General features: G+C 67.7%; 36 protein-coding genes and 1 pseudogene. 6 read left to right on the forward strand and 31 right to left on the reverse strand.

Annotated elements, in window-relative coordinates:
- Window positions 1-37 precede the first annotated feature (37 nt).
- Window positions 38-481 carry a 50S ribosomal protein L13 gene (rplM, locus tag C3488_RS02010; protein WP_103837532.1) on the reverse strand — a complete coding sequence of 148 codons (444 nt, stop codon included), beginning with the start codon at window positions 479-481 and terminating at the stop codon, window positions 38-40.
- 316 nt (window positions 482-797) lie between these two features.
- On the opposite strand from rplM, the gene C3488_RS02015 reads away from it, so the two are divergent.
- The 6 genes from C3488_RS02015 to C3488_RS02040 all read left to right on the forward strand — a co-directional run bounded on the left by C3488_RS02015 (window position 798) and on the right by C3488_RS02040 (window position 9,220).
- Window positions 798-1,673 (forward strand): hypothetical protein, encoded by an 876-nt coding sequence (locus C3488_RS02015; protein WP_103837533.1) that lies wholly within the window; start codon window positions 798-800, stop codon window positions 1,671-1,673.
- 24 nt (window positions 1,674-1,697) lie between these two features.
- Window positions 1,698-3,068: a glycoside hydrolase family 26 protein gene (locus C3488_RS02020; RefSeq protein WP_103837534.1), complete on the forward strand. Its 1,371-nt coding sequence runs from the start codon at window positions 1,698-1,700 to the stop codon at window positions 3,066-3,068.
- A gap of 261 nt (window positions 3,069-3,329) precedes the next feature.
- Entirely contained in the window at window positions 3,330-4,781 is a 1,452-nt protein-coding gene (locus C3488_RS02025; protein WP_103837535.1) for a glycosyltransferase family 2 protein, read from the forward strand.
- A 20-nt stretch (window positions 4,782-4,801) separates the two neighbouring features.
- Window positions 4,802-6,028, forward strand: a complete 1,227-nt coding sequence (locus tag C3488_RS02030) for a hypothetical protein (protein WP_103837536.1) — start codon at window positions 4,802-4,804, stop codon at window positions 6,026-6,028.
- Between the two features lie 16 nt (window positions 6,029-6,044).
- On the forward strand, window positions 6,045-7,145 hold the full coding sequence (locus C3488_RS02035) for an NDP-sugar synthase (RefSeq protein WP_103837537.1): 1,101 nt from the start codon (window positions 6,045-6,047) through the stop codon (window positions 7,143-7,145).
- Window positions 7,146-7,192: 47 nt separating this feature from the next.
- Window positions 7,193-9,220 carry an acyltransferase family protein gene (locus C3488_RS02040; RefSeq protein WP_103837538.1) on the forward strand — a complete coding sequence of 676 codons (2,028 nt, stop codon included), beginning with the start codon at window positions 7,193-7,195 and terminating at the stop codon, window positions 9,218-9,220.
- A 58-nt stretch (window positions 9,221-9,278) separates the two neighbouring features.
- Here the strand turns inward: C3488_RS02040 and truA are convergent, their stop codons facing one another.
- The 30 genes and pseudogenes from truA to rplC all read right to left on the reverse strand — a co-directional run.
- Complete coding sequence (gene truA / locus C3488_RS02045; protein WP_103837539.1) at window positions 9,279-10,121, reverse strand: tRNA pseudouridine(38-40) synthase TruA; 843 nt, start codon at window positions 10,119-10,121, stop codon at window positions 9,279-9,281.
- 73 nt (window positions 10,122-10,194) lie between these two features.
- The gene (gene rplQ, locus C3488_RS02050) at window positions 10,195-10,701 is read right to left on the reverse strand and encodes a 50S ribosomal protein L17 (RefSeq protein ID WP_103837540.1); all 507 of its coding nucleotides are present in this window, start codon (window positions 10,699-10,701) and stop codon (window positions 10,195-10,197) included.
- Window positions 10,702-10,889: 188 nt separating this feature from the next.
- Window positions 10,890-11,912, reverse strand: coding sequence for a DNA-directed RNA polymerase subunit alpha (locus C3488_RS02055; RefSeq protein WP_003966937.1), 1,023 nt, complete (start codon window positions 11,910-11,912; stop codon window positions 10,890-10,892).
- A 146-nt stretch (window positions 11,913-12,058) separates the two neighbouring features.
- Window positions 12,059-12,463 (reverse strand): 30S ribosomal protein S11, encoded by a 405-nt coding sequence (gene rpsK / locus C3488_RS02060; protein ID WP_003956432.1) that lies wholly within the window; start codon window positions 12,461-12,463, stop codon window positions 12,059-12,061.
- Between the two features lie 65 nt (window positions 12,464-12,528).
- Window positions 12,529-12,909: a 30S ribosomal protein S13 gene (gene rpsM / locus C3488_RS02065; protein ID WP_067240336.1), complete on the reverse strand. Its 381-nt coding sequence runs from the start codon at window positions 12,907-12,909 to the stop codon at window positions 12,529-12,531.
- A 199-nt stretch (window positions 12,910-13,108) separates the two neighbouring features.
- Window positions 13,109-13,222 carry a 50S ribosomal protein L36 gene (rpmJ, locus tag C3488_RS02070; protein WP_003998809.1) on the reverse strand — a complete coding sequence of 38 codons (114 nt, stop codon included), beginning with the start codon at window positions 13,220-13,222 and terminating at the stop codon, window positions 13,109-13,111.
- Between the two features lie 62 nt (window positions 13,223-13,284).
- On the reverse strand, window positions 13,285-13,506 hold the full coding sequence (gene infA, locus C3488_RS02075; RefSeq protein ID WP_003948620.1) for a translation initiation factor IF-1: 222 nt from the start codon (window positions 13,504-13,506) through the stop codon (window positions 13,285-13,287).
- A 345-nt stretch (window positions 13,507-13,851) separates the two neighbouring features.
- Window positions 13,852-14,688, reverse strand: a complete 837-nt coding sequence (map, locus tag C3488_RS02080; RefSeq protein WP_103837541.1) for a type I methionyl aminopeptidase — start codon at window positions 14,686-14,688, stop codon at window positions 13,852-13,854.
- Window positions 14,689-14,890: 202 nt separating this feature from the next.
- Window positions 14,891-15,553 (reverse strand): adenylate kinase, encoded by a 663-nt coding sequence (locus tag C3488_RS02085; RefSeq protein WP_103837542.1) that lies wholly within the window; start codon window positions 15,551-15,553, stop codon window positions 14,891-14,893.
- On the reverse strand, window positions 15,553-16,866 hold the full coding sequence (gene secY, locus C3488_RS02090; RefSeq protein ID WP_103837543.1) for a preprotein translocase subunit SecY: 1,314 nt from the start codon (window positions 16,864-16,866) through the stop codon (window positions 15,553-15,555). Before secY ends, C3488_RS02085 begins: the two co-directional genes overlap by 1 nt.
- 250 nt (window positions 16,867-17,116) lie before the next feature.
- Window positions 17,117-17,572, reverse strand: coding sequence for a 50S ribosomal protein L15 (gene rplO, locus C3488_RS02095; protein ID WP_059127184.1), 456 nt, complete (start codon window positions 17,570-17,572; stop codon window positions 17,117-17,119).
- 2 nt (window positions 17,573-17,574) lie between these two features.
- A complete protein-coding gene (gene rpmD, locus C3488_RS02100) occupies window positions 17,575-17,757 on the reverse strand; it encodes a 50S ribosomal protein L30 (protein WP_009190145.1) in 183 nt (60 codons plus the stop codon).
- Between the two features lie 2 nt (window positions 17,758-17,759).
- Window positions 17,760-18,365 (reverse strand): 30S ribosomal protein S5, encoded by a 606-nt coding sequence (rpsE, locus tag C3488_RS02105; protein ID WP_003998815.1) that lies wholly within the window; start codon window positions 18,363-18,365, stop codon window positions 17,760-17,762.
- Window positions 18,366-18,404: 39 nt separating this feature from the next.
- Window positions 18,405-18,788, reverse strand: coding sequence for a 50S ribosomal protein L18 (gene rplR, locus C3488_RS02110; protein WP_028420764.1), 384 nt, complete (start codon window positions 18,786-18,788; stop codon window positions 18,405-18,407).
- Window positions 18,789-18,791: 3 nt separating this feature from the next.
- The gene (gene rplF, locus C3488_RS02115) at window positions 18,792-19,331 is read right to left on the reverse strand and encodes a 50S ribosomal protein L6 (protein ID WP_103837544.1); all 540 of its coding nucleotides are present in this window, start codon (window positions 19,329-19,331) and stop codon (window positions 18,792-18,794) included.
- 24 nt (window positions 19,332-19,355) lie between these two features.
- Window positions 19,356-19,754 carry a 30S ribosomal protein S8 gene (gene rpsH / locus C3488_RS02120; RefSeq protein ID WP_103837545.1) on the reverse strand — a complete coding sequence of 133 codons (399 nt, stop codon included), beginning with the start codon at window positions 19,752-19,754 and terminating at the stop codon, window positions 19,356-19,358.
- A 213-nt stretch (window positions 19,755-19,967) separates the two neighbouring features.
- The gene (locus C3488_RS02130) at window positions 19,968-20,153 is read right to left on the reverse strand and encodes a type Z 30S ribosomal protein S14 (protein ID WP_003956452.1); all 186 of its coding nucleotides are present in this window, start codon (window positions 20,151-20,153) and stop codon (window positions 19,968-19,970) included.
- A gap of 5 nt (window positions 20,154-20,158) precedes the next feature.
- On the reverse strand, window positions 20,159-20,719 hold the full coding sequence (gene rplE, locus C3488_RS02135; RefSeq protein ID WP_103837547.1) for a 50S ribosomal protein L5: 561 nt from the start codon (window positions 20,717-20,719) through the stop codon (window positions 20,159-20,161).
- The gene (gene rplX, locus C3488_RS02140) at window positions 20,719-21,042 is read right to left on the reverse strand and encodes a 50S ribosomal protein L24 (protein WP_103837548.1); all 324 of its coding nucleotides are present in this window, start codon (window positions 21,040-21,042) and stop codon (window positions 20,719-20,721) included. The genes rplE and rplX overlap by 1 nt, the downstream gene beginning before the upstream one ends.
- Before the next feature lie 2 nt (window positions 21,043-21,044).
- Complete coding sequence (gene rplN / locus C3488_RS02145) at window positions 21,045-21,413, reverse strand: 50S ribosomal protein L14 (RefSeq protein ID WP_003998823.1); 369 nt, start codon at window positions 21,411-21,413, stop codon at window positions 21,045-21,047.
- 412 nt (window positions 21,414-21,825) lie between these two features.
- Complete coding sequence (rpsQ, locus tag C3488_RS02150; RefSeq protein ID WP_031129706.1) at window positions 21,826-22,110, reverse strand: 30S ribosomal protein S17; 285 nt, start codon at window positions 22,108-22,110, stop codon at window positions 21,826-21,828.
- Window positions 22,110-22,334, reverse strand: a complete 225-nt coding sequence (gene rpmC, locus C3488_RS02155) for a 50S ribosomal protein L29 (RefSeq protein ID WP_018564811.1) — start codon at window positions 22,332-22,334, stop codon at window positions 22,110-22,112. The genes rpsQ and rpmC overlap by 1 nt, the downstream gene beginning before the upstream one ends.
- Window positions 22,334-22,753, reverse strand: a complete 420-nt coding sequence (rplP, locus tag C3488_RS02160) for a 50S ribosomal protein L16 (RefSeq protein ID WP_103837549.1) — start codon at window positions 22,751-22,753, stop codon at window positions 22,334-22,336. Before rplP ends, rpmC begins: the two co-directional genes overlap by 1 nt.
- A 5-nt stretch (window positions 22,754-22,758) precedes the next feature.
- Window positions 22,759-23,577 carry a 30S ribosomal protein S3 gene (gene rpsC / locus C3488_RS02165; RefSeq protein ID WP_055706471.1) on the reverse strand — a complete coding sequence of 273 codons (819 nt, stop codon included), beginning with the start codon at window positions 23,575-23,577 and terminating at the stop codon, window positions 22,759-22,761.
- Window positions 23,577-23,924: a 50S ribosomal protein L22 gene (gene rplV, locus C3488_RS02170; protein WP_028420772.1), complete on the reverse strand. Its 348-nt coding sequence runs from the start codon at window positions 23,922-23,924 to the stop codon at window positions 23,577-23,579. Before rplV ends, rpsC begins: the two co-directional genes overlap by 1 nt.
- Before the next feature lie 41 nt (window positions 23,925-23,965).
- The gene (gene rpsS, locus C3488_RS02175) at window positions 23,966-24,247 is read right to left on the reverse strand and encodes a 30S ribosomal protein S19 (RefSeq protein WP_086726223.1); all 282 of its coding nucleotides are present in this window, start codon (window positions 24,245-24,247) and stop codon (window positions 23,966-23,968) included.
- A gap of 12 nt (window positions 24,248-24,259) precedes the next feature.
- A complete protein-coding gene (gene rplB / locus C3488_RS02180) occupies window positions 24,260-25,096 on the reverse strand; it encodes a 50S ribosomal protein L2 (RefSeq protein ID WP_103837550.1) in 837 nt (278 codons plus the stop codon).
- A 40-nt stretch (window positions 25,097-25,136) separates the two neighbouring features.
- Window positions 25,137-25,556: a 50S ribosomal protein L23 gene (gene rplW, locus C3488_RS02185; protein WP_103837551.1), complete on the reverse strand. Its 420-nt coding sequence runs from the start codon at window positions 25,554-25,556 to the stop codon at window positions 25,137-25,139.
- Window positions 25,556-26,209: a 50S ribosomal protein L4 gene (gene rplD, locus C3488_RS02190; RefSeq protein ID WP_103837552.1), complete on the reverse strand. Its 654-nt coding sequence runs from the start codon at window positions 26,207-26,209 to the stop codon at window positions 25,556-25,558. The genes rplW and rplD overlap by 1 nt, the downstream gene beginning before the upstream one ends.
- Window positions 26,210-26,217: 8 nt before the next feature.
- Window positions 26,218-26,366: pseudogene (gene rplC / locus C3488_RS02195) on the reverse strand (50S ribosomal protein L3); the annotation flags it as partial.

The following is a 26,366-nucleotide window of genomic DNA, read 5'->3' on the forward strand; positions in this document are numbered from 1 at the left end:
TCCTCAGATTCTCTTCAGTCTTAGGGGGTGGCCGGACTTACTGCGCGACCTGGGTGATCTCGAACGGCACCGGCTGCTGGGCAGCGTGCGGGTGCTGGTCACCCTTGTAGACCTTCAGCTTCGAGAGCATCTGACGGCCCAGGGAGTTCTTGGGGAGCATGCCCTTGACGGCCTTCTCGATGGCCTTCTCGGGGTTGTTCGCCAGCAGGTCGTCGTAGCGGACCGAGCGCAGACCACCCGGGTAGCCGGAGTGGCGGTACGCCATCTTCTGGGTCCGCTTGTTGCCGGACAGGTGGACCTTGTCCGCGTTGATGATGATGACGAAGTCACCCGCGTCCACGTGGGGCGCGTAGATGGGCTTGTGCTTGCCGCGCAGGAGCGTGGCAGCGGTGGAGGCGAGACGGCCCAGGACGACGTCCTGCGCGTCAATGACGTGCCACTGACGCGTCACATCGCCGGGCTTGGGGCTGTACGTACGCACGGTTCGTAGCCTTCGCTTCTTCAGTGAGGTTCCTGACAAGGTCACCGAAGACGATCACGACAGCCCTGACCGCACAGCGGTGACGCAAGCCGCGTGCTGGTCGCTGGTCATCGGCCCGGTGGACCGGTGTAAGGGCCCCTCACGTGAGAATGAGCAAGCCAATACACACAACGAACAGCCAGGATAACGGCGCCCTCGAGTAGGGTCAAAACGAGGTCTTCGCCGCTGTTGCGCCTCGGGGCCGGTGGCTGTGCGGTCGCTGCCGGGGTTACCGAACGGGAACAAGCGTGCCCGTGGCCCGTCTAAGATGCGCCGCATGAGTTATGGGCAGGGGGAGCCCCAGTGGGATCCCTGGAAACCGAGTTCCCAGCAACCCCAGTGGGGCAGTCAGAGCAACTCGCCGGACTGGGCCGCGCTCGCCGAGGCCTCGGAGGCCCGCAACAAGCGCCGCCGACTGCTGATGATCGTCGGCGGTGCCCTGGCCACGGTCGGGATCGGCGCCGCCGTCGCCGTGGCGGTGGTGTCCGCGAACGGCGGCACCGGGCCCTCGAACAGGCCGGCCGGTGCCCTGCCGAGTACCGCGAAGATCCCGAGTGAGAGCGCCGACGCCGCCCCGTCCTTCGCGCCGACCTCGGCGCCTCCGCCGCTGAACCCGATGGACTTCATATCCAGCGCGAAGAAGGACACGGCCCCGATCAGCGCGGACACGCTGTTCCCCGGCACTCAGCTGACCGTGGGCACGAACGCCTACAAGAAGGGCCCCACCGCCTCCACCACGAACTGCGCGTCGGCCGCCCTCCGCACCCTGCCCGCGGTGCTCACCAGGAACGGCTGCACCCGCCTGATCCGCGCCACCTACACCAAGGACGGCGTCGCGGTCACGGTCGGAGTGGCCCTGTTCGACACCACGGCCAAGGCCACGAAGGCCAGGCAGGAGGCCGACAACAAGAGCATCATCGCGTCGCTGAGCGGCCAGGGCGTCCCCGAGTTCTGCCGTACGGCCGTCTGCCGCTCCACGACCAACACCTACGGCCGCTACGCGTACTTCACGCTCGCCGGGTTCACGGGCGGCAAGGACGTGACGACGAAGGACGCCAAGGTCTTCCAGGCCGGCGACGACCTGGCCGAGTTCACGTTCCGCCAGATCCGCCGCCGCGGCGAGGCACAGGCGTCGGCGGCGGCCAACCAGTGACCCGCCACACCACGGCCTGACGCCATGCGTCTGCGGGGGCGGATCAGGCTGATCGGGGCCGCGGCAGGGGCGGCGCTGGCGGCGCCGTTGGCGCTGTGGGCCTGCTCCGAGGAGCGCGGACAGCACCGGGGCGCGGGACTGGCCCCGACCGACCTGCGGGAACGCGACCCGCAGGCGACGCCCGCCGCACGCCGGGTGTACGCGATACTGGCGGGACTGGAGAACGACGCGCGCCGCGGCCGGCCGAGCCGCACGGTGATCGGCCAGCACGTGGAGTTGCACAACGAGCGGTACAACCCGGGGTACGGCGACTATCGAGGCACCAAGCAGCCGGGCTACTACTACCGCAAGGCGCGGGACATCACCGGACGGCTGCCCGGCTTCGTGGAACTCGACCTCGGTCCCGGCTACGGGCAGCCGGGCTGGGCGGTGGGCGAGGCCCGCTCGTACTCCCGTTCCTGGCCGAGCTGCCGCCGGATGTGGGGGTACGCCGAGGACGCCGTGGACCTGGCCGTCGGCGTGTGGGCGGGCCTGCCCCGCCCGGCCGACGGCTCCTACCACCCCTCCGGCACACACTGGGACTGCGCCTCGGGCACCGATGTCTCGCTGCCGCCCACCGGGGGCGGTCCGGCGGGCATCGTCGGGTTCTCCTTCCACCAGCCGTATCCGGGCAGCCCCGTCAAGGGCTTCGCGCAGACGCTGCACCGCACATCGCCCGCCGCGCAGGACCCCGGCTGGTTCGCCCGGGTGGTCACCCCGGGCAGCACCGAGCACCAGTCCCTCTTGCACGACCTCGAGTACCTCGCCGACCACCTGGGTTACCTCGCCGACCGTGGCGTTCCGGTCCTGCTGCGCCCGTACCACGAGATGAACACGGCACCGGGCAGGGGCTTCTGGTGGGCGGGCCAGGACCCGGCCGCGTACCGGCAGCTCTGGCGTGTGACCTACGACTATCTGGTGGGACGGCGCGGCCTGCACAACCTGATCTTCGTCTGGGCGCCGAACTCCTGGGACGGGTCCTACGGACACGAGCCGCACTCCTATTACCCGGGCGACCGTTACGTGGACGTCGTGGGCGTCGACGACTACAGCGACACCCCTGCCGAGCCCTTCGGCACGGGGGGCTGGACCGAGGTCTGGTACCGCGGCCTGGAGCAGTACGGCAAGCCCCGGATCATCGCGGAGTCCTTCCACGTGCCGCTCAACGCGGCGCAGCCGGACACCCTGTCCCGGACCCCGTGGGTGTTGTGGACGGTGTGGGGCCAGGCGCTGACCTACGACAACCTCTCCTCGCCCCGGGGCAAGAACACCGTGACCGACGTCAAACGAACCTATGGGTCATCCAGAGTGATCAGTGGCGGCGGATGGGCACAACCGGTCACCAACGATCACTAATCGCTGATCGTTGCGTTAACTTTTGACTACATGATTCACACGGGCTTTTCTTAAGGTCCTTAAATGTGTAAGCATCATCCACCTGTTCGGCCGACGATCCTGGCGCCTGGGGGGGCATCTGAGGGCAGCGGCCGAGACGCCGAAGAAGGCGTTGGGGGACGTAGAACCCGGAGTGTGAGTGCGCGACGCGCTTGATGCGTCATGCCGAGATCTGCCGCTTCCTCGACGCGCCACCGATCTCACGGGAGTTCCGCAGTCCGCATGGCATCGACACTTGCCCACGAGGGTGCGCCGCAGTCACGGCACAGCACCAAGCTCGCGAAGCGCACCGCGTCCTGGAAGCCGGGCATCCTGCCCTTCCTCCTGCCGTTCGTCCAGCTGGTCGTCTTCGGACTGTGGTCCTACCGGCCCAGCTCCTCGCCGCTGAGCTGGGCCCTCACAGTCGTCTGGTCCCTGCCGGTGGTCGGTGTCCTCGTCGGCATCCAGGGCGCCCTGCTCATCCGCCGCCGGGTGCGGCACATCGACAGGATGACCCCGCCCGCCCCCGCGGAGCAGGACTTCCTGATCGCCCTCGTGCCGACCATCGGACGGCACGACACCTACCCCGCGCTGGAGCGCTCGGTCCTCTCGTACGTCGAGCACCTGCCGGAGTGGTTTCCGTACATGCGGGTCGACGTACTCACCGAAGAGGGCTGCGAGGCGGCCGAGGCGATCGACCGGCTCGCCGACTCCCACCCGCTGATCCGCGTGGTCACCGTGCCCAAGGACTATGTCCCCGCCAACGGGACCCGGTTCAAGGCCCGTGCCAACCACTACGCCCACGAACTGCGCATCCACGAGGGCGAGGCCCTCGACCACGTCTGGGTGCTGCACATGGACGACGACACCGGAGTCGGCCCCGACACCGCCTCCTCCCTCGCCCAGTTCATCAACCGGCAGCGCCGCGCCCACCCCGACGAGGCCAAACACATGGCCCAGGGGATCCTCACGTATCCCCGCGAGAACGCGGTCAACACCTTCACCTGGCTCGCAGACGCCGTGCGCCCCGCCGACGACATCGCCCGCTTCCGCGCGCTGACCGGCATGGGCACTCCGGCCGCCGGTGTCCACGGCGAGCTGCTGGTGCTGCGCGCCTCCATCGAGGCCACCATCGGCTGGGACTTCGGCCCCAAGGAGATCGTCGAGGACGCCCGCCTCGCCCTGACCTTCTGCCGCAAGTACCCCGGCCGCAGCGACTGGTTCAACGGCCGCTGCTACGGCGCCTCCCCCGCCACCTCCGCCGACTTCGTCAAGCAGCGCGAGAGGTGGGCCTGGGGCCTGGTGGCACTCTGCTTCAACAAGGCCGTGCCCTGGCGCTACCGCTGGTTCCTGTCGATCTGCGTGGCCACCTGGATCCTCGGTCCGCTTCAGCACATCACCGCCGTGCTGCTCATCGGCTGGCTCATCAACGACATGAACACCTCGCCGGTCACCCAGTCGGTGGTCATCCTGTGGGCCCTCAACTTCGCCTACGTCATCTGGACCTACTGGGAAGGTCTGCGGCTGAACGCACTCGCGTCGGTCAGCGGCCGGCGCAAGTGGTGGGAGCCGATCGTCGTCGTCGCTCTCATCCCCGTCTTCTCCGTGCTGGAAGGGCTCGGCGGCTTCAAGGGCTTCATGAAGTTCGTCCGACGCGAGGAGAACAAGTTCGTCGTGATCGCCAAGCCCGCCTGACCACCCGGAAGACAACTGACATGCGTTCGCGACTTCCCCTGCTCGCCATCTTTCCGGTGACCGTCCTCACCGTCGTGCTGGGTGCCCCCTTCGTCGTCGGCAACCACCCGGTGCGCTGGGAAGGGGGCTCCGCCATGCCCAGGATCGTCCTGGACGACTCCGGGAGCGGCAGCACCAAGCACCAGGGCACCCCCCGGGGGACGGCCACCTCGTCCCCGCACTCCTCCGCGGAGGCCCTCAAGGTCGACAAGCCCTGGAAGCCGGGCATGCCGCAGTGGGGCGTGCAGATCTACTGGGAGGAGGAGAAGAACAAACGATCCGACGTGTTCATCGAGGACCAGGCCCGCAAACAGGCGAAGTACCTCATCGGCCTGGGCGCGAACTCGGTGTCCCTCTCCTTCCCCTTCTTCACCGGAGGCCTCACGTCCGACGTGACGTCGGCCGGCGCCAAGACCCCGTCCCCCGAGCGGCTGGGACGGGTTCTGAAGGTGTTCAAGGACGCCGGGTTCCGTACGACGCTCCGTCCCGTCATGGACGAGGCGTCCCTGAACCCGCCGACCGGCTGGCGCGGCAGCATCGCCCCCGCGTCCCGCTCCGCCTGGTTCCGCTCCTACCGGACGTTCCTCACCCCGTATCTGAAGGTCGCCGACGAGGAGAAGGCGGACTCCTTCGTCATCGGCACGGAGCTCAACTCGATGGAGGGCGACCCGGGCTGGGACGCGCTCGTCAGCTTCGCCGAGAAGGCCTTCTCCGGCGACGTCGGCTACGACGCCAACTGGGACAAGTACGTCACCAGCCGCATCAACATGCCGGTCAACCACCTCGGTATCGACGCCTACTTCCCCGTCAAGGTGCCCGACACCGCCCCCGTGGACCGGCTGGTGCGGGGATGGGACGAGTGGCTCGACAAGAAGTCGACCGGCGACCTGCCCCACATCACCCTCTCCGAGGCCGGCATCGGCGCCATGAAGGGCGCGTACCACGCCCCCGGCGACTTCTACACCAGGCGCGCCGTCAACACGCAGGTCCAGGCGAACTGGTACTCCGCGGTCTGCAAGGTCGTCCAGCAGCGCCACATGAGCGGCGTCTACTGGTGGTCGCTCTGGTTCGACGACGACCCCAACACACCGCCGAACGACAAGACCGCATCCCGTCTGGACTTCGCCGGCCGCCCCCAGACCGAGAAGGCCATCAAGTCCTGCTTCACGTCCGATTACGCAGGACCCGGCACCGCCACCACAAACTGACCGAGCGAAGGCAATCATGCAAGAAGCCATCATCCTGGTGGGCGGCAAGGGGACTCGCCTGCGCCCGCTGACGAACCACACTCCGAAGCCGCTGCTCAACGTCGCGGGCTCCTCCTTCATCAGGCACCAGATAGCCAAGCTGATGGACGCGGGCGTGGAGCACGTGGTGTTCGCCACCTCGTATCTCGCCAGCCTCTTCGAGGAGGAGTTCAAGGACTTCACCCAGGATCTGCGGATCTCCTACGCCGTCGAGGAGGTCCCGCTCGGCACCGGCGGGGCGATCCGCAACGCCGCGCGCATGCTGCGGGGCGGCTCGGCGGACGAGCCGGTCCTCATCCTCAACGGCGACATCCTGTCCGGCGTGGACATGCCCGCCATCCTGGCGCGACACGTGGAGCGCGAAGCGGATGTGACCCTGCACCTCACCAGGGTTCCCGACCCGCGCGCTTTCGGCCTCGTCCCGACCGACGAGGACGGCCGGGTGCTGGCCTTCCTCGAGAAACCAAAGACGCCCGAGGAGTGCGTCACCGACCAGATCAACGCAGGCTGCTACGTCTTCACGCGGTCCGTCCTCGACGCCATCCCGGCCGACCGTGAGATCTCGGTCGAGCAGGAGACCTTCCCCCAACTCGTCGCCCAGGGACGGCGCGTGTTCGGCCACACCACCGAGGAGTACTGGCGCGACCTCGGTACGCCGCTGGCCTTCGTTCACGGATCGTCCGACCTGGTCACCGGCAAGGCGACTTCGCCCCTCGTGGGGCGGCCGGCCGACGCCCTGATCCACCCCACGGCGATCGTCGACCCGACCGCGCAGGTCACGGGCGGCTCGACGATCGGCCCGCACTCCGTCGTCGGCCCGCACGTGGTCGTCGACCGCTCCATCATCGGCGCGAGTGTCACCGTGGCCGAGGGCGCCCGGATCCACGAATCCGTGGTGGACCACGACTCCTCGATCGGCAGCGAATCGGTCCTCCACGAGGTCGTGGTGGGCTGCCACTCGCACGTCGGTGCGCACAACGAGCTGCCCGCCCAGCTGAGGCTGTCGTGCGGCATCCGCATCCCGGCCCAAGGGGTGCGTGTCAGCGGTACGGCTGTCGCCTGCCCGACGATCCACTGAACTCGTCTGCCGGCCGAACGGCTTGACCGCACAGTTACTGGAGAACCGTGACCCGCCATAGCTCAACGGCCGTACAACCGGAGCGCCTTCGCACGTACCGGCCGGACATTCAGGGCCTGCGCGCCGTGGCCATCATGATGGTCGTCAGCATGCACTGCGGCATCCTCGACATCCACGGCGGCGTGGACGTCAGCTTCGTGCTGAGCGGCTTCCTCATCGGCGGCCAGCTCCTGGCCGAGATCGACAAGACCGGCAAGGTGTCCCTGACCAGATTCTGGGCCCGCCGGTTCAGGCGGCTCACCCCGCCGATGGCCCTCGTCATCGTCGGCACCGCGGTCCTGGCCTGGATGTACGGCAGCCCGCTCAGGTTCCGCGCCTTCATGGAGGACGGCCTCGCTGCCTCCCTCAGCTTCCTGAACTGGCGCCTGGTCGAGAACGGCACCGACTACTTCGCCAACGACGGGTCGCAGACCCCGTACCAGCACTTCTGGTCGCTGGGCATCGAGGAACAGTTCTACTTCGCCGCCCCGATCCTCCTCGTCGCACTCGTCTGGATCAGCCGCAAGATCTTCCGCAACCGCGCCCTGGTCGCGCTGTTCCTGACGGCCGTAATCGCCGGATCGTTCTATCTGGGCTGGTCGAAGACCTCCGAGAACCAGCCCCTCGCATACTTCAGCACTCATACCCGGATCTGGGAGATCACCTGCGGCGTCCTGCTCGCCCTCGCCGCTCCCCTGGTCTCCCGCATGAACACCGCTGTGGCCGCGATCATCTCGTGGCTGGGGCTCGGCACCGTGCTCGTCACCGCGATGCTCATCACCAGCACGACACCGCTGCCCGGCTATGCGGTGGCCGGCCCGGTCATCGGCGCCGTCATGGTCATCGCCGGTGGCTGCGCCAATCCGCGGTTCGGCGCGGAGCGGCTGCTCGACAATCCCGTCCTCGACTTCGTCGGCAACGTCAGCTACGGCTGGTATCTGACCCACTGGCCGCTCCTGGTGCTCTGGCCGTCCATCACCGACCGGGATTTCACGTTCCAGGAGCGGATGCGTGTCGTCGTCCTGTCGTTCCTGGTGGCCGTCGTCCTGCATTACGCGGTCGAGCGCAGGTTCAAGAAGAACGTGTCGCTGGTCGCCCGCCCCTGGAAGGGCGTGTTCACCGGCGGATTCACCACCGCGGGCACGGCCGGCGCGATGGTCCTCGCCACGATCGTGCCGCTGCACCTGGCGACCTCGTCCCCGTCGAACACGGTCGCGGTCGGGTACACCAGCGAGGCGTCGGTCAAGGACTCCGTGCACCGCACACAGCTCTCCGCGACCGTGCAGGGCGCTCTGCAGAGCGCGCCCAAGAACATCGCCGAGGCCGGCTGCATCGACAACATCGACGTCCCCAAGTTCGTGATGCGCGACGGCTGCGTCGCCGGCGACCCGAAGGGCTCCAAGACCCTTGTCATCATGGGGGACTCCCACGCCTGGCAGTGGAACGACCTCTACGACGAGATCGGCAAGGAACTCGGCGTACGGGTGGTGACCATGGAAAAAGGCGGCTGCTCGCCGCAGGCGTACCGCATCATCAACCCCCAGTTGAACCGCGAGTACACCGAGTGCGACAGCTGGCGCCAGTCGGCCTTCGCGGAGCTCAAGAAGATCCGCCCGGACGTCCTCGTGATTGCCGACCGAGCGCGCGGTGAGGCGAACCGGGCCGGCGCCGAGGCCTCGTTCAAGGTGTTCAAGGGGACCGGCGCCAGGCTCGTCTACATGACGGACACTCCGGAGCCCGGCCAGAACATCCCGGATTGTCTCGCGAGCCACATGGACACCATCACGCTCTGCAACCGCAAGCAGTGGCAGGCGCTGGAGTACACCGAGGTCCGCGCCATGGAGCAGGCAGTGGCCAAGAAGTACGGTGCGGACATCATCGACACGGCGCCCGCGTTCTGCGCCGAGGGCGTGTGCCCGGCGGTCATCGGCGACCAGGTCGTCTACTTCGACAACAGCCACATCACGTCGTCGTACTCCAAGACCCTCAAGCCCTTCCTCCAGCCCACCCTGAAGGAGATCCTGGACAGGGCATAGGCCGCGTCCCAACCGCGCCCCGGCCCGGCTCCGGCCGGGGCCGGCCGGGGCCGGCCCGTCACTGCCCTCGGACCCGCACCCGCCGCGCCTGCCGCTGCCGCTCGGCAAGCTGGTCGTCCGCCGGGTAGGCGACCTCCTCCAGGGTCAGCCCGAGCGGGCGGACGACGTGGACGGCGCTGTCGCGGACGCCGGCGTCGAGGACCTTGCGCGGCCACTCCACGCCACGGTGGCCGTCGCCCACGAACAGCAGGGCGCCGACCATGGAGCGCACCTGGTTGTGACAGAAGGCATCGGCGCGGACCTCGATCTCGACGACACCGTCCGCCCCCCGGCGCACCCCGAAGTCGAAGATCTCCCGTATCGTCGTCGCCCCCTCGCGTTTCTTCGCGTACGCCGCGAAGTCGTGCTCCCCGATCAGGGACTTGGCGGCCGTGTCCATCGCGTCGACGTCCAGGGGCCAGTCGTGCCACAGCACGTGGTGGCGCAGCAGCGGATCGACGCCGCCGGGGTTGTCGGTGACCCGGTAGGCGTAGCGCCGCCAGATGGCGGAGAAGCGGGCGTTGAAGCCGCTGGGGGCCTCGCGCAGGGCCCACACCCTGACGTCCCTGGGCAGCCGTCCGGCGAGCCGCTTGAGCAGCTTGCCGCGGTGTTCGCCCCACACCTGAAGCGGCAGATCGACATGGGCGACCTGCCCCCGGGCGTGCACCCCGGCGTCGGTCCGTCCGGCGACGGTCAGCTCGTACGTCTCCGGGGAGCGGGTGACGGTGCGCAGGGCGTCCTCGATCTCCCCCTGCACGGTCCGCCTGCCGCCGGCCTGCTTGGCCCATCCGTGGAACTCGGTGCCGTCGTAGGACAGGTCGAGGCGGACGCGGACGTAACCGGGCTGTACTTCGTCACTCACGTGGGAATCCTCTCAGGTACGCGAAAGCGGGTCCGCCCGGCAAGGGCGGACCCGCTCAGCGCGAGGTGGAACCTCAGGCGTCCTTCGACTCCTCGGCAGCGGCCTCCTCGGCCGGCGCCTCGGTGGCCTCGTCGGCCTTGGTCTCCTCAGCCTTGGCCTCGGCCTCCTTGACGGCACGCTTGGTCGCCGCCTCGGCCTCGCCGACCGCCTTCTGCTGCACCGTCAGCGCCTCGACCAGCTCGATGACGGCCATGGGCGCGTTGTCGCCACGGCGGTTACCGATCTTGGTGATGCGGGTGTAACCACCCGGACGGTTCTCGTACCGCGGGCCGATCTCGGTGAAGAGCGTGTGGACGATGCTCTTGTCCGTGATGACCTGGAGCACCTGACGGCGGTTGTGAAGGTCGCCCTTCTTCGCCTTGGTGATCAGACGCTCGGCGTACGGGCGCAGGCGGCGGGCCTTCGCCTCGGTGGTGGTGATACGACCGTGCTCGAACAGCGACTTCGCGAGGTTCGCGAGGATGTGCTTCTCGTGCGCGGCACTGCCGCCCAGACGGGCACCCTTGGTGGGCTTCGGCATCGTGTTTCTCCTAGGTGTCTGCCCCGGCCGTGTCAGGTACCGGGGTCAGTATCCGAGCGGGCGGTCGCCCGTCGGAGATCCAGGCCCCCGAAGGGGCCTGGAGGGGCCGCGCCCCGTCAGGGGCGCGGGGAACTGCGCGACCAGCCGGAGCGGACCCGCAGCCAAAATCCGGCGTCCTCGCGGAGCGCCTAGTACTGCTCGGTCTCGACGAAGCCCGCGTCCGCGTCGTCGTCCGCGCCGAAGGCGTCCGCGGCGGCGGTCGGGTCGAATCCGGGCGGGCTGTCCTTGAGCGCGAGGCCCATGCCGGCCAGCTTCGCCTTGACCTCGTCGATGGACTTCGCACCGAAGTTGCGAATGTCGAGGAGGTCCGCCTCGGAGCGCGCGACGAGCTCACCCACGGAGTGGATGCCCTCACGCTTGAGGCAGTTGTACGACCGAACGGTGAGCTCCAGCTCCTCGATCGGCAGCGCCAGGTCGGCGGCAAGGGCGGCGTCCGTCGGGGACGGGCCCATGTCGATGCCCTCGGCGTCGATGTTCAGCTCGCGCGCGAGACCGAACAGCTCGACCAGCGTCTTACCGGCGGAGGCCATGGCGTCACGCGGACGCATCGCCTGCTTGGTCTCGACGTCGACGATCAGCTTGTCGAAGTCGGTGCGCTGCTCGACACGCGTGGCCTCGACCTTGTACGTGACCTTCAGCACGGGGCTGTAGATCGAGTCGACCGGGATACGACCGATCTCCTGGCCCACCTGCTTGTTCTGCACGGCGGAGACGTAACCACGGCCACGCTCGACCGTGAGCTCCATCTCCAGCTTGCCCTTGCCGTTGAGCGTGGCGAGGACCAGGTCGGGGTTGTGCACCTCGACACCGGCCGGGGGCGCGATGTCGGCGGCGGTGACCAGACCCGGGCCCTGCTTGCGCAGGTACATCACGACCGGCTCGTCGTGCTCCGAGGAGACGACCAGCTGCTTGATGTTGAGGATCAGGTCGGTGACGTCCTCCTTGACGCCCGGCACGGTGGTGAACTCGTGCAGGACGCCGTCGATGCGGATGCTGGTGACAGCAGCGCCGGGGATCGACGACAGGAGCGTACGGCGGAGGGAGTTGCCGAGGGTGTAGCCGAAGCCCGGCTCCAGCGGCTCGATCACGAACCGGGAGCGGAACTCGTCGACGACCTCTTCGGTCAACGAGGGACGCTGAGCGATCAGCATGTGTGGATCAGATCCTTCAGTCGGGGGCGCCCGCTATATGACGCCCGACCACACCGCACCCGGAGGGGCGCGGGTACTGCAAGGGTACGGGCGGTACGCCCCGAACCGGGACCGTACCGCCCGAATCCTTCAAGCCGGGCCCTGCCTCAGACGCGGCGGCGCTTCGGCGGGCGGCAGCCGTTGTGCGGGGTCGGGGTGACGTCCTGGATGGAGCCGACCTCGAGGCCCGTGGCCTGCAGGGAGCGGATCGCGGTCTCACGACCGGAGCCCGGGCCCTTGACGAACACGTCGACCTTGCGCATGCCGTGCTCCTGGGCGCGGCGGGCGGCCGACTCGGCGGCCATCTGCGCGGCGAACGGCGTGGACTTCCGGGAGCCCTTGAAGCCGACGTGGCCGGCGGAGGCCCAGGAGATCACGTTGCCGGACGGGTCGGTGATCGAAACGATGGTGTTGTTGAACGTGCTCTTGATGTGCGCGTGACCGTGAGCGACGTTCTTCTTTTCCTTGCGGCGCACCTTCTTGGCAGCGCCCTGACGTCCCTTGGGGGGCATCCTTTAACTCCTACGGGAGGTGGTCGGTCCTACAGCGAAGACCGTGGACAGGTGTCCGCTGCGGACTACTTCTTGCCCGGCTTCTTCTTGCCGGCGATGGCGCGACGCGGGCCCTTACGGGTACGGGCGTTGGTGCTGGTGCGCTGACCGCGGACGGGCAGACCGCGACGGTGACGCAGACCCTGGTAGGTACCGATCTCGACCTTGCGGCGGATGTCGGCCTGGATCTCGCGACGGAGGTCACCCTCGGTCTTGATGTTGTTGTCGACGTACTCGCGGATCGCGACCAGCTGCTCCTCGGTCAGGTCCCGAACACGGGTGTTCGGGTCGACGCCGGTCGCAGCCAGCGTCTCCTTCGAGAGGGTCCGGCCGATGCCGAACACGTAGGTGAGGGCGATCTCCACGCGCTTTTCGCGCGGGATGTCGACACCGGAAACGCGTGCCATTCAATGGCTCCTGGTGATCTTCGGAGGTCTTCCACAGGACCGGTTCCCAGCCGCCGTATCAGGTACGAACTGGGTCCCCGGCCTCCGAACCGGGGGTGTCAAGCCGCCTCAAGCGGCTTGGGCCCTGCGTATGAACAAATTCAGCTCGCGTCGCGCGAAACTCTGCGATAGCGGTGCAGAGGGTGCGGTCGGTCGTGCGTCAGCCCTGGCGCTGCTTGTGGCGCGGGTTCTCGCAGATGACCATGACCCGGCCGTGACGGCGGATCACCCTGCACTTGTCGCAGATCTTCTTGACGCTCGGCTTGACCTTCATGGGATGTGAGGTTCTCCGGGTCAGTTGCCGGCGGTCCCGCTCACGCGGGACGTGGGCAAGATCTACTTGTAGCGGTAGACGATCCGGCCACGCGTCAGGTCGTACGGAGACAGCTCCACCACGACCCGGTCGTCAGGGAGGATGCGGATGTAGTGCATACGCATCTTGCCGCTGATGTGTGCCAGGACCTGGTGGCCGTTCTGGAGCTCGACCTTGAACATGGCGTTCGGAAGAGACTCGACGACAGTGCCCTCGATCTCGATGGCACCTTGCTTCTTGGCCACGCTTCGCCCTTCGAATCGACTACCTTGATCGACTCCTGGTGCGCCTTACGCGTGCATGCGGACATGCGGGTGCACAAGAGCCGACGAGTCAGTCTACGTCAGCGCACCCGGAAAGACGAATCGCGGAAGTCTGCCCCATCGGGGTGATCGCTATGCACGGGGGGCGGTTCCTCGACCGGCGTCAGGCCGACGGATCCGGCGCCGCCGTGACCCCGTGCTCGGCGAGCTTCGCCTTGCCCCCGGCCTCTCCTCGACGCCGCTCTCGCGGGCTCGGCGCCCGGGGCGCCCACAGGCTTCGAGCGGCTGCGCCGGCCTGCGACCGGCGGTCGTGGGTCCAGGCCGGCGTCAGGCCAGCGGATCCGGCGCCGCCGTGACCCCGTGCTCGGCGAGCTTCGCCTTGCCCCCGTCGGGAGCCGTCAGCACCAGGGGACCGTCCTCCGTGAGGGCGACGGAGTGCTCCCAGTGGGACGACCATGTGCCGTCCGTCGTGATGACCGTCCAGTCGTCCGACAGGACCTCGGTCTTCGGCGTGCCGAGCGACACCATCGGCTCGATCGCCAGGCAGAAACCGGGCACCAGCTTCGGGCCCTTGCCGCGGCGTCGGTCCACGTAGTTCAGCAGGTGCGGGTCCATGTGCATCTCGGTGCCGATGCCGTGGCCGCCGTAGTCCTCGATGATCCCGTACCGGCCGCCGCCCGGCTTCGGCTGCCGCCGGATGTACGTCTCGATGGCCCGGGAGACGTCGACGAGGCGGTTGCCCTGCTTCATCGCCGCGATGCCGGCCCACATGGACTCCTCGGTCACCCGGGACAGCTCGATGAGCTCCGGGGCGTGTCCGGAGCCGACGAACGCGGTGAACGCCGCGTCGCCGTGCCAGCCGTCCACGATCGCCCCGGCGTCGATGGAGATGATGTCGCCGTCCTTGAGGACCACCTCGTCGGAGGGGATGCCGTGGACGACGACCTCGTTGACCGAGGTGCAGATGGTCGCCGGGAAACCGCCGTACCCCAGGAAGTTCGACTTCGCCCCGTGCTCGGCCAGCACCTTGCGGGCGACCTCGTCCAGGTCCTTCGTCGTGGCGCCCGGCACGGCCGCCTCGCGCGTGGCCTCGTGCACGGCGGCGACGACCAGCCCCGCCTCACGCATCTTGGCGATCTGCTCGCGGGTCTTGATCTGCACCATGGGGGCTGCGGCCTTTCTGGACCGGGAAGAGACGGACACCAACAAAGATACGGGGCCGCGCGTCCGGCCCGTCCGGCGCTTCGGGACAGGCCGTCGGGCCGGGCGCCCGCGTCAGGGGGGCGCCCCGGACGCACCGGCACCCCATACGACGGCCGCGGCCCCCGTCAGGGAACCGCGGCCGTGGAGCGCCGGGCGGGGGCGACTACCTGCCGCCCGCCTTCTGCTGGAGCGCCTCCATCGCGCGTGCCGTGACCTCTTCCACCTTGCCGAGGGCCGAGATCGTGACCACCAGGCCCTGGGCCTTGTAGTAGTCGATGATCGGCTCGGTCTGGGTGTGGTAGACCTCGAGCCGCTTGCGGACCGTCTCCTCGGAGTCGTCGTCCCGCTGGTACAGCTCGCCGCCGCAGACGTCGCACACGCCTTCCTGCCTCGGCGTCTTGTACGACACGTGGAACACGTGCGACGAGTCGTTGCGGCACACGCGGCGGCCAGCGATGCGCTTGACGACCTCGTCCTCGGGTACCTCCAGGTCGAGCACCGCGTCCAGCTTCATGCCCTCGGCCTCGAGCATGTCGTCGAGCGCCTCGGCCTGCGAGACGTTGCGCGGGAAGCCGTCCAGGAGGAAGCCGTTCTGGGCGTCCTGCTGCTCCATGCGGTCCTTGGCCATCGCGATGGTGACCTCGTCGGGCACCAGGTTGCCCGCGTCCATGTAGGACTTCGCGAGTTTCCCGAGCTCCGTCTGCCGGCTGATGTTGGCGCGGAACAGGTCGCCCGTGGAGATGTGGGGGATCGACAGGTTCTTGGCGAGGAACGCGGCCTGCGTCCCCTTGCCGGCACCAGGCGGCCCGACGAGCACGATTCGCATCAGCGGAGGAACCCTTCGTAATTGCGCTGCTGGAGCTGGCTCTCGATCTGCTTCACCGTCTCGAGGCCGACACCCACGATGATCAGGATGCTGGTGCCACCGAACGGGAAGTTCTGGCTCGCCCCGAAGCCCACCAACGCCACTGTCGGTACGAGAGCGATCAGACCCAGGTACAGCGAACCCGGCCAGGTGATCCGGTTGAGTACGTACGACAGATACTCAGCGGTGGGCCGACCGGCCCGGATGCCCGGGATGAAGCCACCATACTTCTTCATGTTGTCCGCGACTTCCTCGGGGTTGAACGAGATCGCCACGTAGAAGAACGCGAAGAACACGATCAGCAGGAAGTAAAGGGTGATGTAAATCGGGTGGTCACCCTTGGTGAGGTTCTGCTGGACCCAGGACTTCCACCCGGAGTTGCCCCCGGCGAACTGCGCGATCAGCGCCGGGATGTAGAGCAGCGACGACGCGAAGATGACGGGGATCACACCCGCCTGGTTGACCTTGAGCGGGATGTACGTGGACGTGCCGCCGTAGGAGCGGCGGCCGATCATCCGCTTGGCGTACTGCACGGGGATGCGGCGCTGTGCCTGCTCGACGAAGACCACCAGGCCGACCATGACCAGGCCGACCAGGATGACCGTGCCGAACTCGATCCAGCCGCCGGCCAGGGTGCCCTGCTTCTTGATCGCCCAGAGCGCGGACGGGAAGGTCGCGGCGATCGAGATGAACATCAGGATGGACATGCCGTTCCCGATGCCGCGGTCGGTGATCAGCTCACCGAGCCACATGACGACGGCGGTACCGGCGGTCATGCAGATGACCATCGTGATGGTGGTGAAGATCGACTGGTCGGGCACGATCGAGGACGCCACCGGGCAGCCCGAGAACAGGGCGCCACTGCGGGCGGTGGCCACCAGGCCGGTGCCCTGGAGGATCGCCAGCGCCACCGTCAGGTAGCGGGTGTACTGCGTGATCTTCGTCGTACCGGCCTGGCCCTCCTTCTTGAGGGCCTCGAGGCGCGGGATGACCACGGTCAGCAGCTGGAGAATGATGCTCGCCGTGATGTACGGCATGATGCCCAGCGCGAAGACCGTGATCTGGAGCAGCGCGCCGCCGCTGAACATGTTGACCAGACCGAACAGGCCCTGCTGTCCTTTGGCCACGTCGATACAGGTCTGAACGCTCTTGTAGTCGACGCCGGGGATCGGGATGTGCGTACCGACCCGGTACACCACGATGATGCCCAGCGTGAAGAGCAGCTTCTTGCGCAGGTCGGGCGTCCTGAACGCCCGGGCGAACGCGGTGAGCACGGTGCCTCCTGCGACCCCCGCGCAACTGCGTCAAGGGTGACGGTCTGAGTTTCCGACTGAACAACGACAACAACGACATACGTAACGGTCGACTGCCGCTCCGGGTGCCCGTACCGCGACACCCGGTGAAATGGGCAGTGCAGGCCACCTTACCCGCGAGACTGCCTCCCTTGGAACGACCGACCGGGGATACCTCTGTGTGAGGTATCCCCGGTCGGGATCGTTCAGGTCATCGAGACGCCCGAAGGTTTCAGACGAGCTCGGTGACGGTACCGCCGGCGGCGGTGATCTTCTCCTTGGCGGAGCCGGAGACGGCGTCGACCGTCACCTGCAGTGCCACGGAGATCTCGCCCTGGCCGAGCACCTTGACGAGCGCGTTCTTGCGAACGGCACCCTTGGCCACCAGACCCTCGACGGTGACCTCGCCACCCTCGGGGTAGAGCGCGGCCAGCTTGTCGAGGTTCACGACCTGGTACTCGGTCTTGAACGGGTTCTTGAAGCCCTTCAGCTTCGGGAGGCGCATGTGCAGCGGCATCTGGCCGCCCTCGAAGCGCTCCGGAACCTGGTAGCGGGCCTTCGTGCCCTTGGTACCACGACCGGCCGTCTTACCCTTCGACGCCTCACCACGACCGACACGGGTCTTGGCGGTCTTGGCGCCCGGGGCGGGACGGAGGTTGTGGATCTTCAGCGGGTTCTGCTCCGCCATGATCAGTCGACCTCCTCGACCGTCACGAGGTGGCGGACGGTGTGCACCATGCCGCGGAACTCGGGGCGGTCCTCCTTGACGACCACGTCACCCAGGCGCTTGAGGCCCAGGGAACGCAGGGTGTCGCGGTGGTTCTGCTTGCTGCCGATGTAGGACTTCGTCTGCGTGATCTTGAGCTGCGCCATGATTACGCACCCACCCCGGCACGCGCACGCAGCAGGGCCGCGGGGGCGACGTCCTCGAGCGGCAGACCACGGCGGGCCGCGATCTCCTCGGGACGCTGCAGGCCCTTCAGGGCCTCCACGGTCGCGTGCACGATGTTGATCGCGTTGTCGGAGCCGAGCGACTTCGACAGCACGTCGTGGATACCGGCGCACTCGAGCACGGCACGCACCGGACCACCGGCGATAACACCGGTACCGGGCGACGCGGGCTTGAGCAGCACGACGCCGGCAGCCTTCTCACCCTGGATCGGGTGCGGGATGGTGCCCTGGATCCGGGGGACCTTGAAGAAGTGCTTCTTGGCCTCCTCAACGCCCTTGGCGATGGCGGCCGGCACCTCCTTGGCCTTGCCGTATCCGACACCCACGGTGCCGTCACCGTCGCCCACCACGACCAGCGCGGTGAAGCTGAAGCGACGACCACCCTTCACAACCTTGGCGACGCGGTTGATCGCGACGACGCGCTCAACGTACGCGGTCTTCTCGGCGGCAGCTGCGCCGCCGTCACGGCCCTTCCGGTCCCGCCGCTCGCCGCCACCGGCACCGCCACCGCGGCGCTGGGGTCCAGCCATTGGAATTACCTCTCTCTGTCTCCGCTAGCTACGGCAGGCTCAGAACTTGAGCCCGGCTTCGCGGGCGGCGTCCGCCAGAGCGGCGATGCGCCCGGCGTACTGGTTGCCACCACGGTCGAACACGACGGCCTCGACACCGGCGGCCTTGGCACGCTCGGCGACCAGGGCGCCGACCTGCTTGGCCTGCGCGGACTTGTCGCCCTCGCCACCGCGGATCGAGCTGTCCAGCGTGGACGCCGACGCCAGGGTGTGGCCCTTGAGGTCGTCGATCACCTGCGCCACGATGTGGCGGTTCGAGCGGGTCACGACCAGACGGGGACGCTCCGCCGTACCGGAGATCCGCTTGCGGATCCGGATGTGACGGCGCTTGATCGCGGCGCGCTTGTAGGCGTCGCCCTTGAGGATCTTCTGCCCGTATGCCATGGCTTACTTACCCGCCTTTCCGACCTTGCGGCGGATGACTTCGCCCTCGTACTTGACGCCCTTGGCCTTGTACGGGTCGGGCTTGCGCAGCTTGCGGATGTTGGCCGCAACCTCGCCGACCTTCTGCTTGTCGATGCCCTCGACCGAGAAGCGGGTCGGGGTCTCCACCTTGAAGGTGATGCCCTCGGGCGCCTCGACGGTGATCGGGTGGCTGTAGCCGAGCGCGAACTCGAGGTTCGAACCCTTGGCCGTCACGCGGTAACCGACACCGCTGATCTCGAGCTTCTTCACGTAACCCTGGGTCACGCCGGTGATCATGTTCGCCACCAGCGTGCGGGACAGGCCGTGCAGGGCCTTGTTCTGACGCTCGTCGTTGGGGCGGGTCACCGAGAGGGTGCCGTCCTCGCCCTTGGCGATGTCGATCGGCGCGGCAACGGTGTGGGTCAGTTCGCCCTTGGGGCCCTTGACCGAGACCGTACGGCCGTCGATGGTGACGTCCACGCCGGCGGGAACCGCGATGGGGAGCTTGCCGATGCGCGACATAGCTGTTTCCTCCGTTCCCTTCTGCTACCAGACGTAGGCGAGGACTTCCCCACCCACGCCCTTCTTGCCGGCCTGCTTGTCGGTGAGGAGCCCGTGCGACGTGGAGATGATCGCCACGCCGAGGCCGCCGAGCACCTTCGGCAGGTTGGTGGACTTCGCGTACACCCGGAGACCGGGCTTGGAGATCCGCTTGATGCCCGCGATGGAGCGCTCACGGTTGGGGCCGAACTTCAGCTCGAGGACGAGGTTCTTGCCGACCTCGGCGTCCTCGACGCGCCAGCCCGTGATGAAGCCCTCCTGCTGGAGGATCTCCGCGATGTGCGACTTGATCTTGGAGTGCGGCATCGTCACGGTGTCGTGGTACGCCGCGTTCGCGTTCCGCAGACGCGTGAGCATGTCTGCGATCGGATCAGTCATGGTCATGAATTGGCCTTCGGCCTCTCTCGCCGGGGTTTCCTGGTGCGCCATCCCTCTCCCCGATCCGAGACGGGACGGGTGCGGCGCGGTGGACCTACGGCGTAGTAAGTCGTAAGGGCGGCGACAGACGCCCAACCCCACAAGCCTAAGGCATGCGGGCTGGGCGTCCTGCCGCCCCGGTTGCTTACCGAGAGCCCTGGGGAATCCCCAAGTGGGGGATTACCAGGAGCTCTTGGTCACGCCCGGCAGCTCGCCACGGTGAGCCATCTCACGAAGGCACACGCGGCAGAGGCCGAACTTGCGGTACACGGAGTGCGGACGGCCGCAGCGCTGGCAGCGGGTGTACGCGCGCACACCGAACTTGGGCTTGCGAGCAGCCTTCGCGATGAGAGCCTTCTTCGCCATCTCGCTCACGCCTCCTTGAAGGGGAAGCCGAGGTGACGGAGAAGGGCACGGCCCTCTTCGTCGTTGGTCGCCGTGGTGACCACGGTGATGTCCATACCCCGGACGCGGTCGATCTTGTCCTGGTCGATCTCGTGGAACATGACCTGCTCCGTGAGACCGAAGGTGTAGTTGCCACGGCCGTCGAACTGCTTGGGGGACAGGCCGCGGAAGTCGCGGATGCGCGGCAGCGCGAGCGACAGGGTGCGGTCCAGGAACTCCCACATGCGGTCGCCACGGAGCGTGACGTGGGCACCGATCGGCTGGCCCTCACGCAGCTTGAACTGCGCGATGGACTTGCGGGCCTTGGTGACGGCCGGCTTCTGACCGGTGATCGTGGTGAGGTCGCGGATGGCGCCCTCGATCAGCTTGGAGTCGCGGGCGGCGTCGCCCACACCCATGTTGACCACGATCTTGACGAGGCCCGGAACCTGCATGACGTTCTCGTACTTGAACTGCTCACGCAGCTTCTGGACGATCTCGTCGCGGTACTTCTGCTTCAGACGCGGAGTCACGGTGGTGGTCGTCATCAGATGTCCTCACCCGTCCGCTTGGCAACGCGGATCTTGTTGCCGTTCTCGTCGAAGCGGTAGCCGACGCGGGTCACGACCTTGTTGCCGTCCTTCTCCACGACCAGCTGAACGTTGGACACGTGGATGGGGGCCTCGGTCGTGATGATGCCGCCGGCCTGCGAGCCGCGAGCGGTCGGACCAGCCTTGGTGTGCTTCTTGACCCGGTTGACACCCTCGACCAGGACGCGCTCCTCGCGCGGGAAAGCGGCAATGACCTTGCCCTGCTTGCCCTTGTCCTTGCCGGTGATGACCTGGACCAGGTCGCCCTTCTTGATCTTCATGCTTACAGCACCTCCGGCGCGAGCGAGATGATCTTCATGAACTTCTTCTCGCGCAGCTCACGGCCGACCGGGCCGAAGATGCGGGTGCCGCGAGGGTCGCCGTCGTTCTTCAGAATGACGGCGGCGTTCTCGTCGAAGCGGATGTACGAGCCGTCCGGACGGCGGCGCTCCTTGACGGTGCGAACGATGACCGCCTTGACGACGTCACCCTTCTTCACGTTGCCACCGGGGATCGCGTCCTTGACGGTGGCGACGATGACGTCACCGATGCCCGCGTAGCGGCGACCGGAGCCACCGAGCACACGGATGCAAAGGATCTCCTTCGCACCAGTGTTGTCGGCGACACGCAGTCGCGACTCCTGCTGGATCACGTCTATCTCCTGATCGTCTGCCGGTTCCCTCCGGGGTGAGCCGGAGAGCCTGGCGGAACTGTCCTGCGGGGATACCCCCGCAGGAATTACTGGCCGATTCCGGCCGGGGGCCGCGTGCACGCCCACGCTGTGCGCGCGAACCACTCGCGGACCGGCCAGCCCCGGCGGAGGCCCTTCGGGCCCCGCCGAGCGGCGGTTTCGCCCCGCGGATCGCTCCGCGGGAGTTTTACGGTCTGGCGAAAACCCCTGCCGGGGCCTGTCGGCCGGGCGGACCGGGTCACGGTGCGGGCCCGCGCTGCAAGGCGCGGACGCCCGCTCGCGGCTCGGCCGTGGGCCGGGCTTCGCCCGCAGGCCCGGGGGCCTGCGGGGCCAAGTCCCCGGCGGGGGTCAGCGGCGGCGTAGCCCCCGCTTGTTACTTCGCCTTCTCGAGGATCTCGACGACGCGCCAGCGCTTGGTCGCGGACAGCGGCCGGGTCTCCATCAGGAGGACGCGGTCGCCGACACCCGCGGCGTTCTGCTCGTCGTGCGCCTTGAGCTTGTTCGTACGGCGGATGACCTTGCCGTACAGGGCGTGCTTCACGCGGTCCTCGACGGCGACGACGACGGTCTTGTCCATCTTGTCGCTGACGACGTAACCCTCACGGGTCTTGCGGAAGCCGCGCGCCTCAGTCTTCTCAGTCACGTTGTTCTCGCTCATCAGGCGTTCTCCACCGTTTCGATGCCCAGCTCACGCTCGCGCATCAGGGTGTAGATCCGCGCGATGTCCTTGCGGACCGCCTTCAGACGGCCGTGGTTCTCGAGCTGGCCCGTCGCCGCCTGGAAGCGGAGGTTGAACAGCTCTTCCTTGGCCTCGCGGAGCTTGCCCAGAAGCTCCTCGTTGCCCAGCTCGCGCAGCTCGGACGCCTTGGTACCGGCCGACATCACGCTTCACCTGCCTCGCGCTTGACGATCCGGCACTTCATCGGCAGCTTGTGGGCCGCACGAGTCAGCGCCTCACGGGCGATCTTCTCGTTGGGGTACGACAGCTCGAACATCACGCGTCCGGGCTTGACGTTGGCGATCCACCACTCCGGAGAACCCTTACCGGAACCCATGCGGGTCTCGGCGGGCTTCTTGGTGAGCGGACGGTCCGGGTAGATGTTGATCCAGACCTTGCCACCACGCTTGATGTGACGCGTCATGGCGATACGAGCGGCCTCGATCTGACGGTTCGTCACGTACGCCGGGGTGAGCGCCTGGATGCCGTACTCGCCGAACGCAACCGTCGTGCCACCCTTGGCAGCGCCGTCGCGCTTGGGGTGGTGCTGCTTGCGGTGCTTGACCCTACGGGGGATCAGCATGTCGGTCAGGCCTCCGTTCCGGTGCTCTCAGCCGGAGCGGCGGGGGCCTCGGCCTTGGGGGCCTCGGCGCCGGCAGCCTGCTGCGGCTTGCGACCGCGCCGCTCGCCACCGCGGCCACCACGGGCCGGGCGGTCGGCGCCACCGCGGGCCGGGCGGTTGCCCGCACGGGCGGCGGCGTTCTCGGCGCGGACCTCGGCGATGTTCTTGACGTCGCCCTTGTAGATCCAGACCTTCACACCGATGCGGCCGAAGGTCGTCTTGGCCTCGAAGAAGCCGTAGTCCACGTTCGCACGGAGCGTGTGCAGGGGCACACGGCCCTCGCGGTAGAACTCCGAGCGGGACATCTCGGCGCCGCCGAGGCGGCCACCGCACTGGATCTTGATGCCCTTGGCGCCCGCCTTCATCGCCGACTGCATGCTCTTGCGCATGGCGCGACGGAAGGAGACGCGGGAGGAGAGCTGCTCGGCGACGGCCTGGGCCACGAGCTGAGCGTCGGTCTCGGGGTTCTTGACCTCGAGGATGTTCAGCTGGACCTGCTTGCCCGTGAGCTTCTCGAGGTCGCCGCGGATGCGGTCGGCCTCGGCGCCACGGCGGCCGATGACGATGCCCGGACGCGCGGTGTGGATGTCCACGCGGACGCGGTCACGGGTGCGCTCGATCTCCACCTTGGAGATGCCGGCGCGCTCCATGCCGGACGTCATCATCCGACGGATGGCGACGTCTTCCTTGACGTAGTCCTTGTAGAGCTTGTCGGCGTACCAACGCGACTTGAAGTCGGTCGTGACACCGAGCCGGAACCCATGCGGGTTTACCTTCTGGCCCATTACCGGGTTCCTTCCTTGCTGCTGACGACCACGGTGATGTGGCTGGTCCGCTTGCGGATCCGGTAGGCACGGCCCTGGGCACGCGGACGGAACCGCTTCAGGGTCGGGCCCTCGTCGACGTAGGCCTCGGAGATGTAGAGGCTGTCGACATCGGTGTGGTCGTAGTTGTGCGCGGCGTTGGCGATGGCGCTGTCCAGCACCTTGCCGACCGGCACGGAGGCTGCCTGCGGAGCGAATCGCAGGACGGCCTGGGCCTCCGTGGCGTCCATGCCACGGATGAGGTCCACCACGCGGCGGGCCTTCATGGGCGTGACGCGGATGTACCGCGCCTGGGCCCTGGCTTCCATGGTTGTCCCTTCAGTTACTTACGTGTCTGAATGCGATCCGCTTAGCGGCGCTTCGACTTCCGGTCTTCCTTGACGTGGCCCCGGAAGGTGCGGGTCGGCGAGAACTCGCCGAGCTTGTGGCCGACCATCGACTCGGTGACGAACACCGGGATGTGGGTCTTGCCGTTGTGCACCGCGATCGTGTGGCCCAGCATGGCCGGGACGATCATCGAGCGACGGGACCAGGTCTTGATGACGTTCTTGGTGCCGGCTTCGTTCTGGACATCCACCTTCTTCATCAGGTGGTCGTCGACGAAGGGCCCCTTCTTCAAGCTACGAGGCATCTCAACCCGTCCTTAGCGCTTCTTGTTCGTCTTGCGGCGGCGGACGATGTACTTGTTGCTCGCCTTCTTGGGAGAACGCGTACGACCTTCCTTCTGGCCCCACGGGGACACGGGGTGACGGCCACCGGAGGTACGGCCCTCACCACCACCGTGCGGGTGGTCGACCGGGTTCATGACCACACCACGCACGGTCGGGCGGACGCCCAGCCAGCGCTTGCGGCCCGCCTTGCCCCAGTTGATGTTCGACTGCTCGGCGTTGCCGACCTCGCCGACGGTGGCGCGGCAGCGGACGTCGACCAGGCGGATCTCACCGGACGGCATGCGCAGGTGGGCGTAGGCGCCCTCCTTCGCCAGCAGCTGCACGGAGGCACCGGCGGAGCGGGCGAACTTGGCGCCGCCACCGGGACGGAGCTCGATCGCGTGGATCGTGGTACCGACCGGGATGTTGCGGAGGGCCAGGTTGTTGCCCGGCTTGATGTCGGCCCCGGGACCGTTCTCCACGGTGTCGCCCTGCTGCAGGTTGCGCGGGGCGAGGATGTAGCGCTTCTCGCCGTCGGCGTAGTGCAGCAGCGCGATGCGCGCGGTGCGGTTGGGGTCGTACTCGATGTGCGCGACCTTCGCCGGCACGCCGTCCTTGTCGTGACGACGGAAGTCGATCACGCGGTAGGCGCGCTTGTGGCCACCACCCTGGTGGCGGACGGTCACACGACCGGAGTTGTTACGGCCACCCTTGCTGTGCAGGGGGCGGACCAGCGACTTCTCCGGCGTGGACCGCGTGACCTCGACGAAGTCGGCGACGCTGGACCCACGACGGCCCGGCGTAGTCGGCTTGTACTTGCGGATTCCCATTTCTCAGTCCTCGTCCGATATCGGACGATCCGGACCGCCCTTAGGCGGTCGGACCGCCGAAGATGTCGATACGGTCGCCCTCGGCGAGGGTCACGATCGCGCGCTTGGTCGCCGCACGCTGGCCGAAGCCGGTGCGGGTCCGCTTGCGCTTGCCCTGGCGGTTGATCGTGTTGACCCCGGTGACCTTGACCGAGAAGACCGCCTGGACGGCCTGCTTGATCTGGGTCTTGTTGGCGCTCGGGTCCACGATGAACGTGTACTTGTTCTCGTCGAGGAGCGCGTAGCTCTTCTCGGAGACGACCGGCTTGATCAGCACGTCACGGGGGTCCGTGTACGACTTGCTCAGCGGGGTCTCGACGGTGTTCTTGCCCTCGGCGGCGTGACGACGCGCCTTGGCGACGCGCGCGGCCTTGGCGGCCTTGGCGGCCTTCGAGGCAATGGCGGGGTGACGGATAGCCATCAGACCTCGCTCCCTTCGGTGTCAGTGGCCTTCGGGCCGGACACGAAGGACTCGAAAGCGGCCTGGGTGAAGACCACGTCGTCGGAGACGATCACGTCGTACGTGTTCAGCTGGCCCGGCTCCAGGATGTGGACCTGGGGCAGGTTGCGAGCGGACAGCACGGCCTTCTCGTTCTCGCGGTCGACGACCAGCAGCACGTTCTTGCGCTCGCTGATCTTGGCGAGGAGAGCCTTGGCGGCCTTGGTGGAGATGTCCGACTCGACCACGTCGGTCACGACGTGGATGCGGTTGTTGCGGGCCCGGTCGGTGAGGGCGTGGCGCAGGGCCGCGGCCTTCATCTTCTTCGGGGTCCGCTGCGAGTAGTCGCGCGGCACGGGACCGTGCACGACGCCACCACCGGCGAACTGCGGCGCGCGGGTCGAACCCTGGCGGGCGCGACCGGTGCCCTTCTGGCGGTACGGCTTCTTGCCGCCACCACGGACCTCGCCACGCGTCTTCGTCTTGTGCGTGCCCTGGCGGGCAGCGGCCAGCTGCGCGACGACGACCTGGTGGATCAGCGGGATGCTGACCTTCTCAACGCCGAAGATCTCCGCGGGGAGCTCGACGGTACCGGCCTTCTCGCCCGCCGGCGAAAGGATGTCAACAGTGCTCATCGGTTACCTCAGGCCCCCTTGGCCGCGGTGCGGACCAGGACGAGGCCGCCGTTCGGACCGGGAACCGCGCCCTTGATGAGCAGCAGACCCTTCTCCGCGTCAACGGCGTGGACGGTCAGGTTCTGGGTGGTGACCCGCTCGTTGCCCATGCGACCCG

It is taken from the genome of Streptomyces sp. Ru72 (assembly GCF_002920635.1).
Lineage (GTDB): Bacteria > Actinomycetota > Actinomycetes > Streptomycetales > Streptomycetaceae > Streptomyces.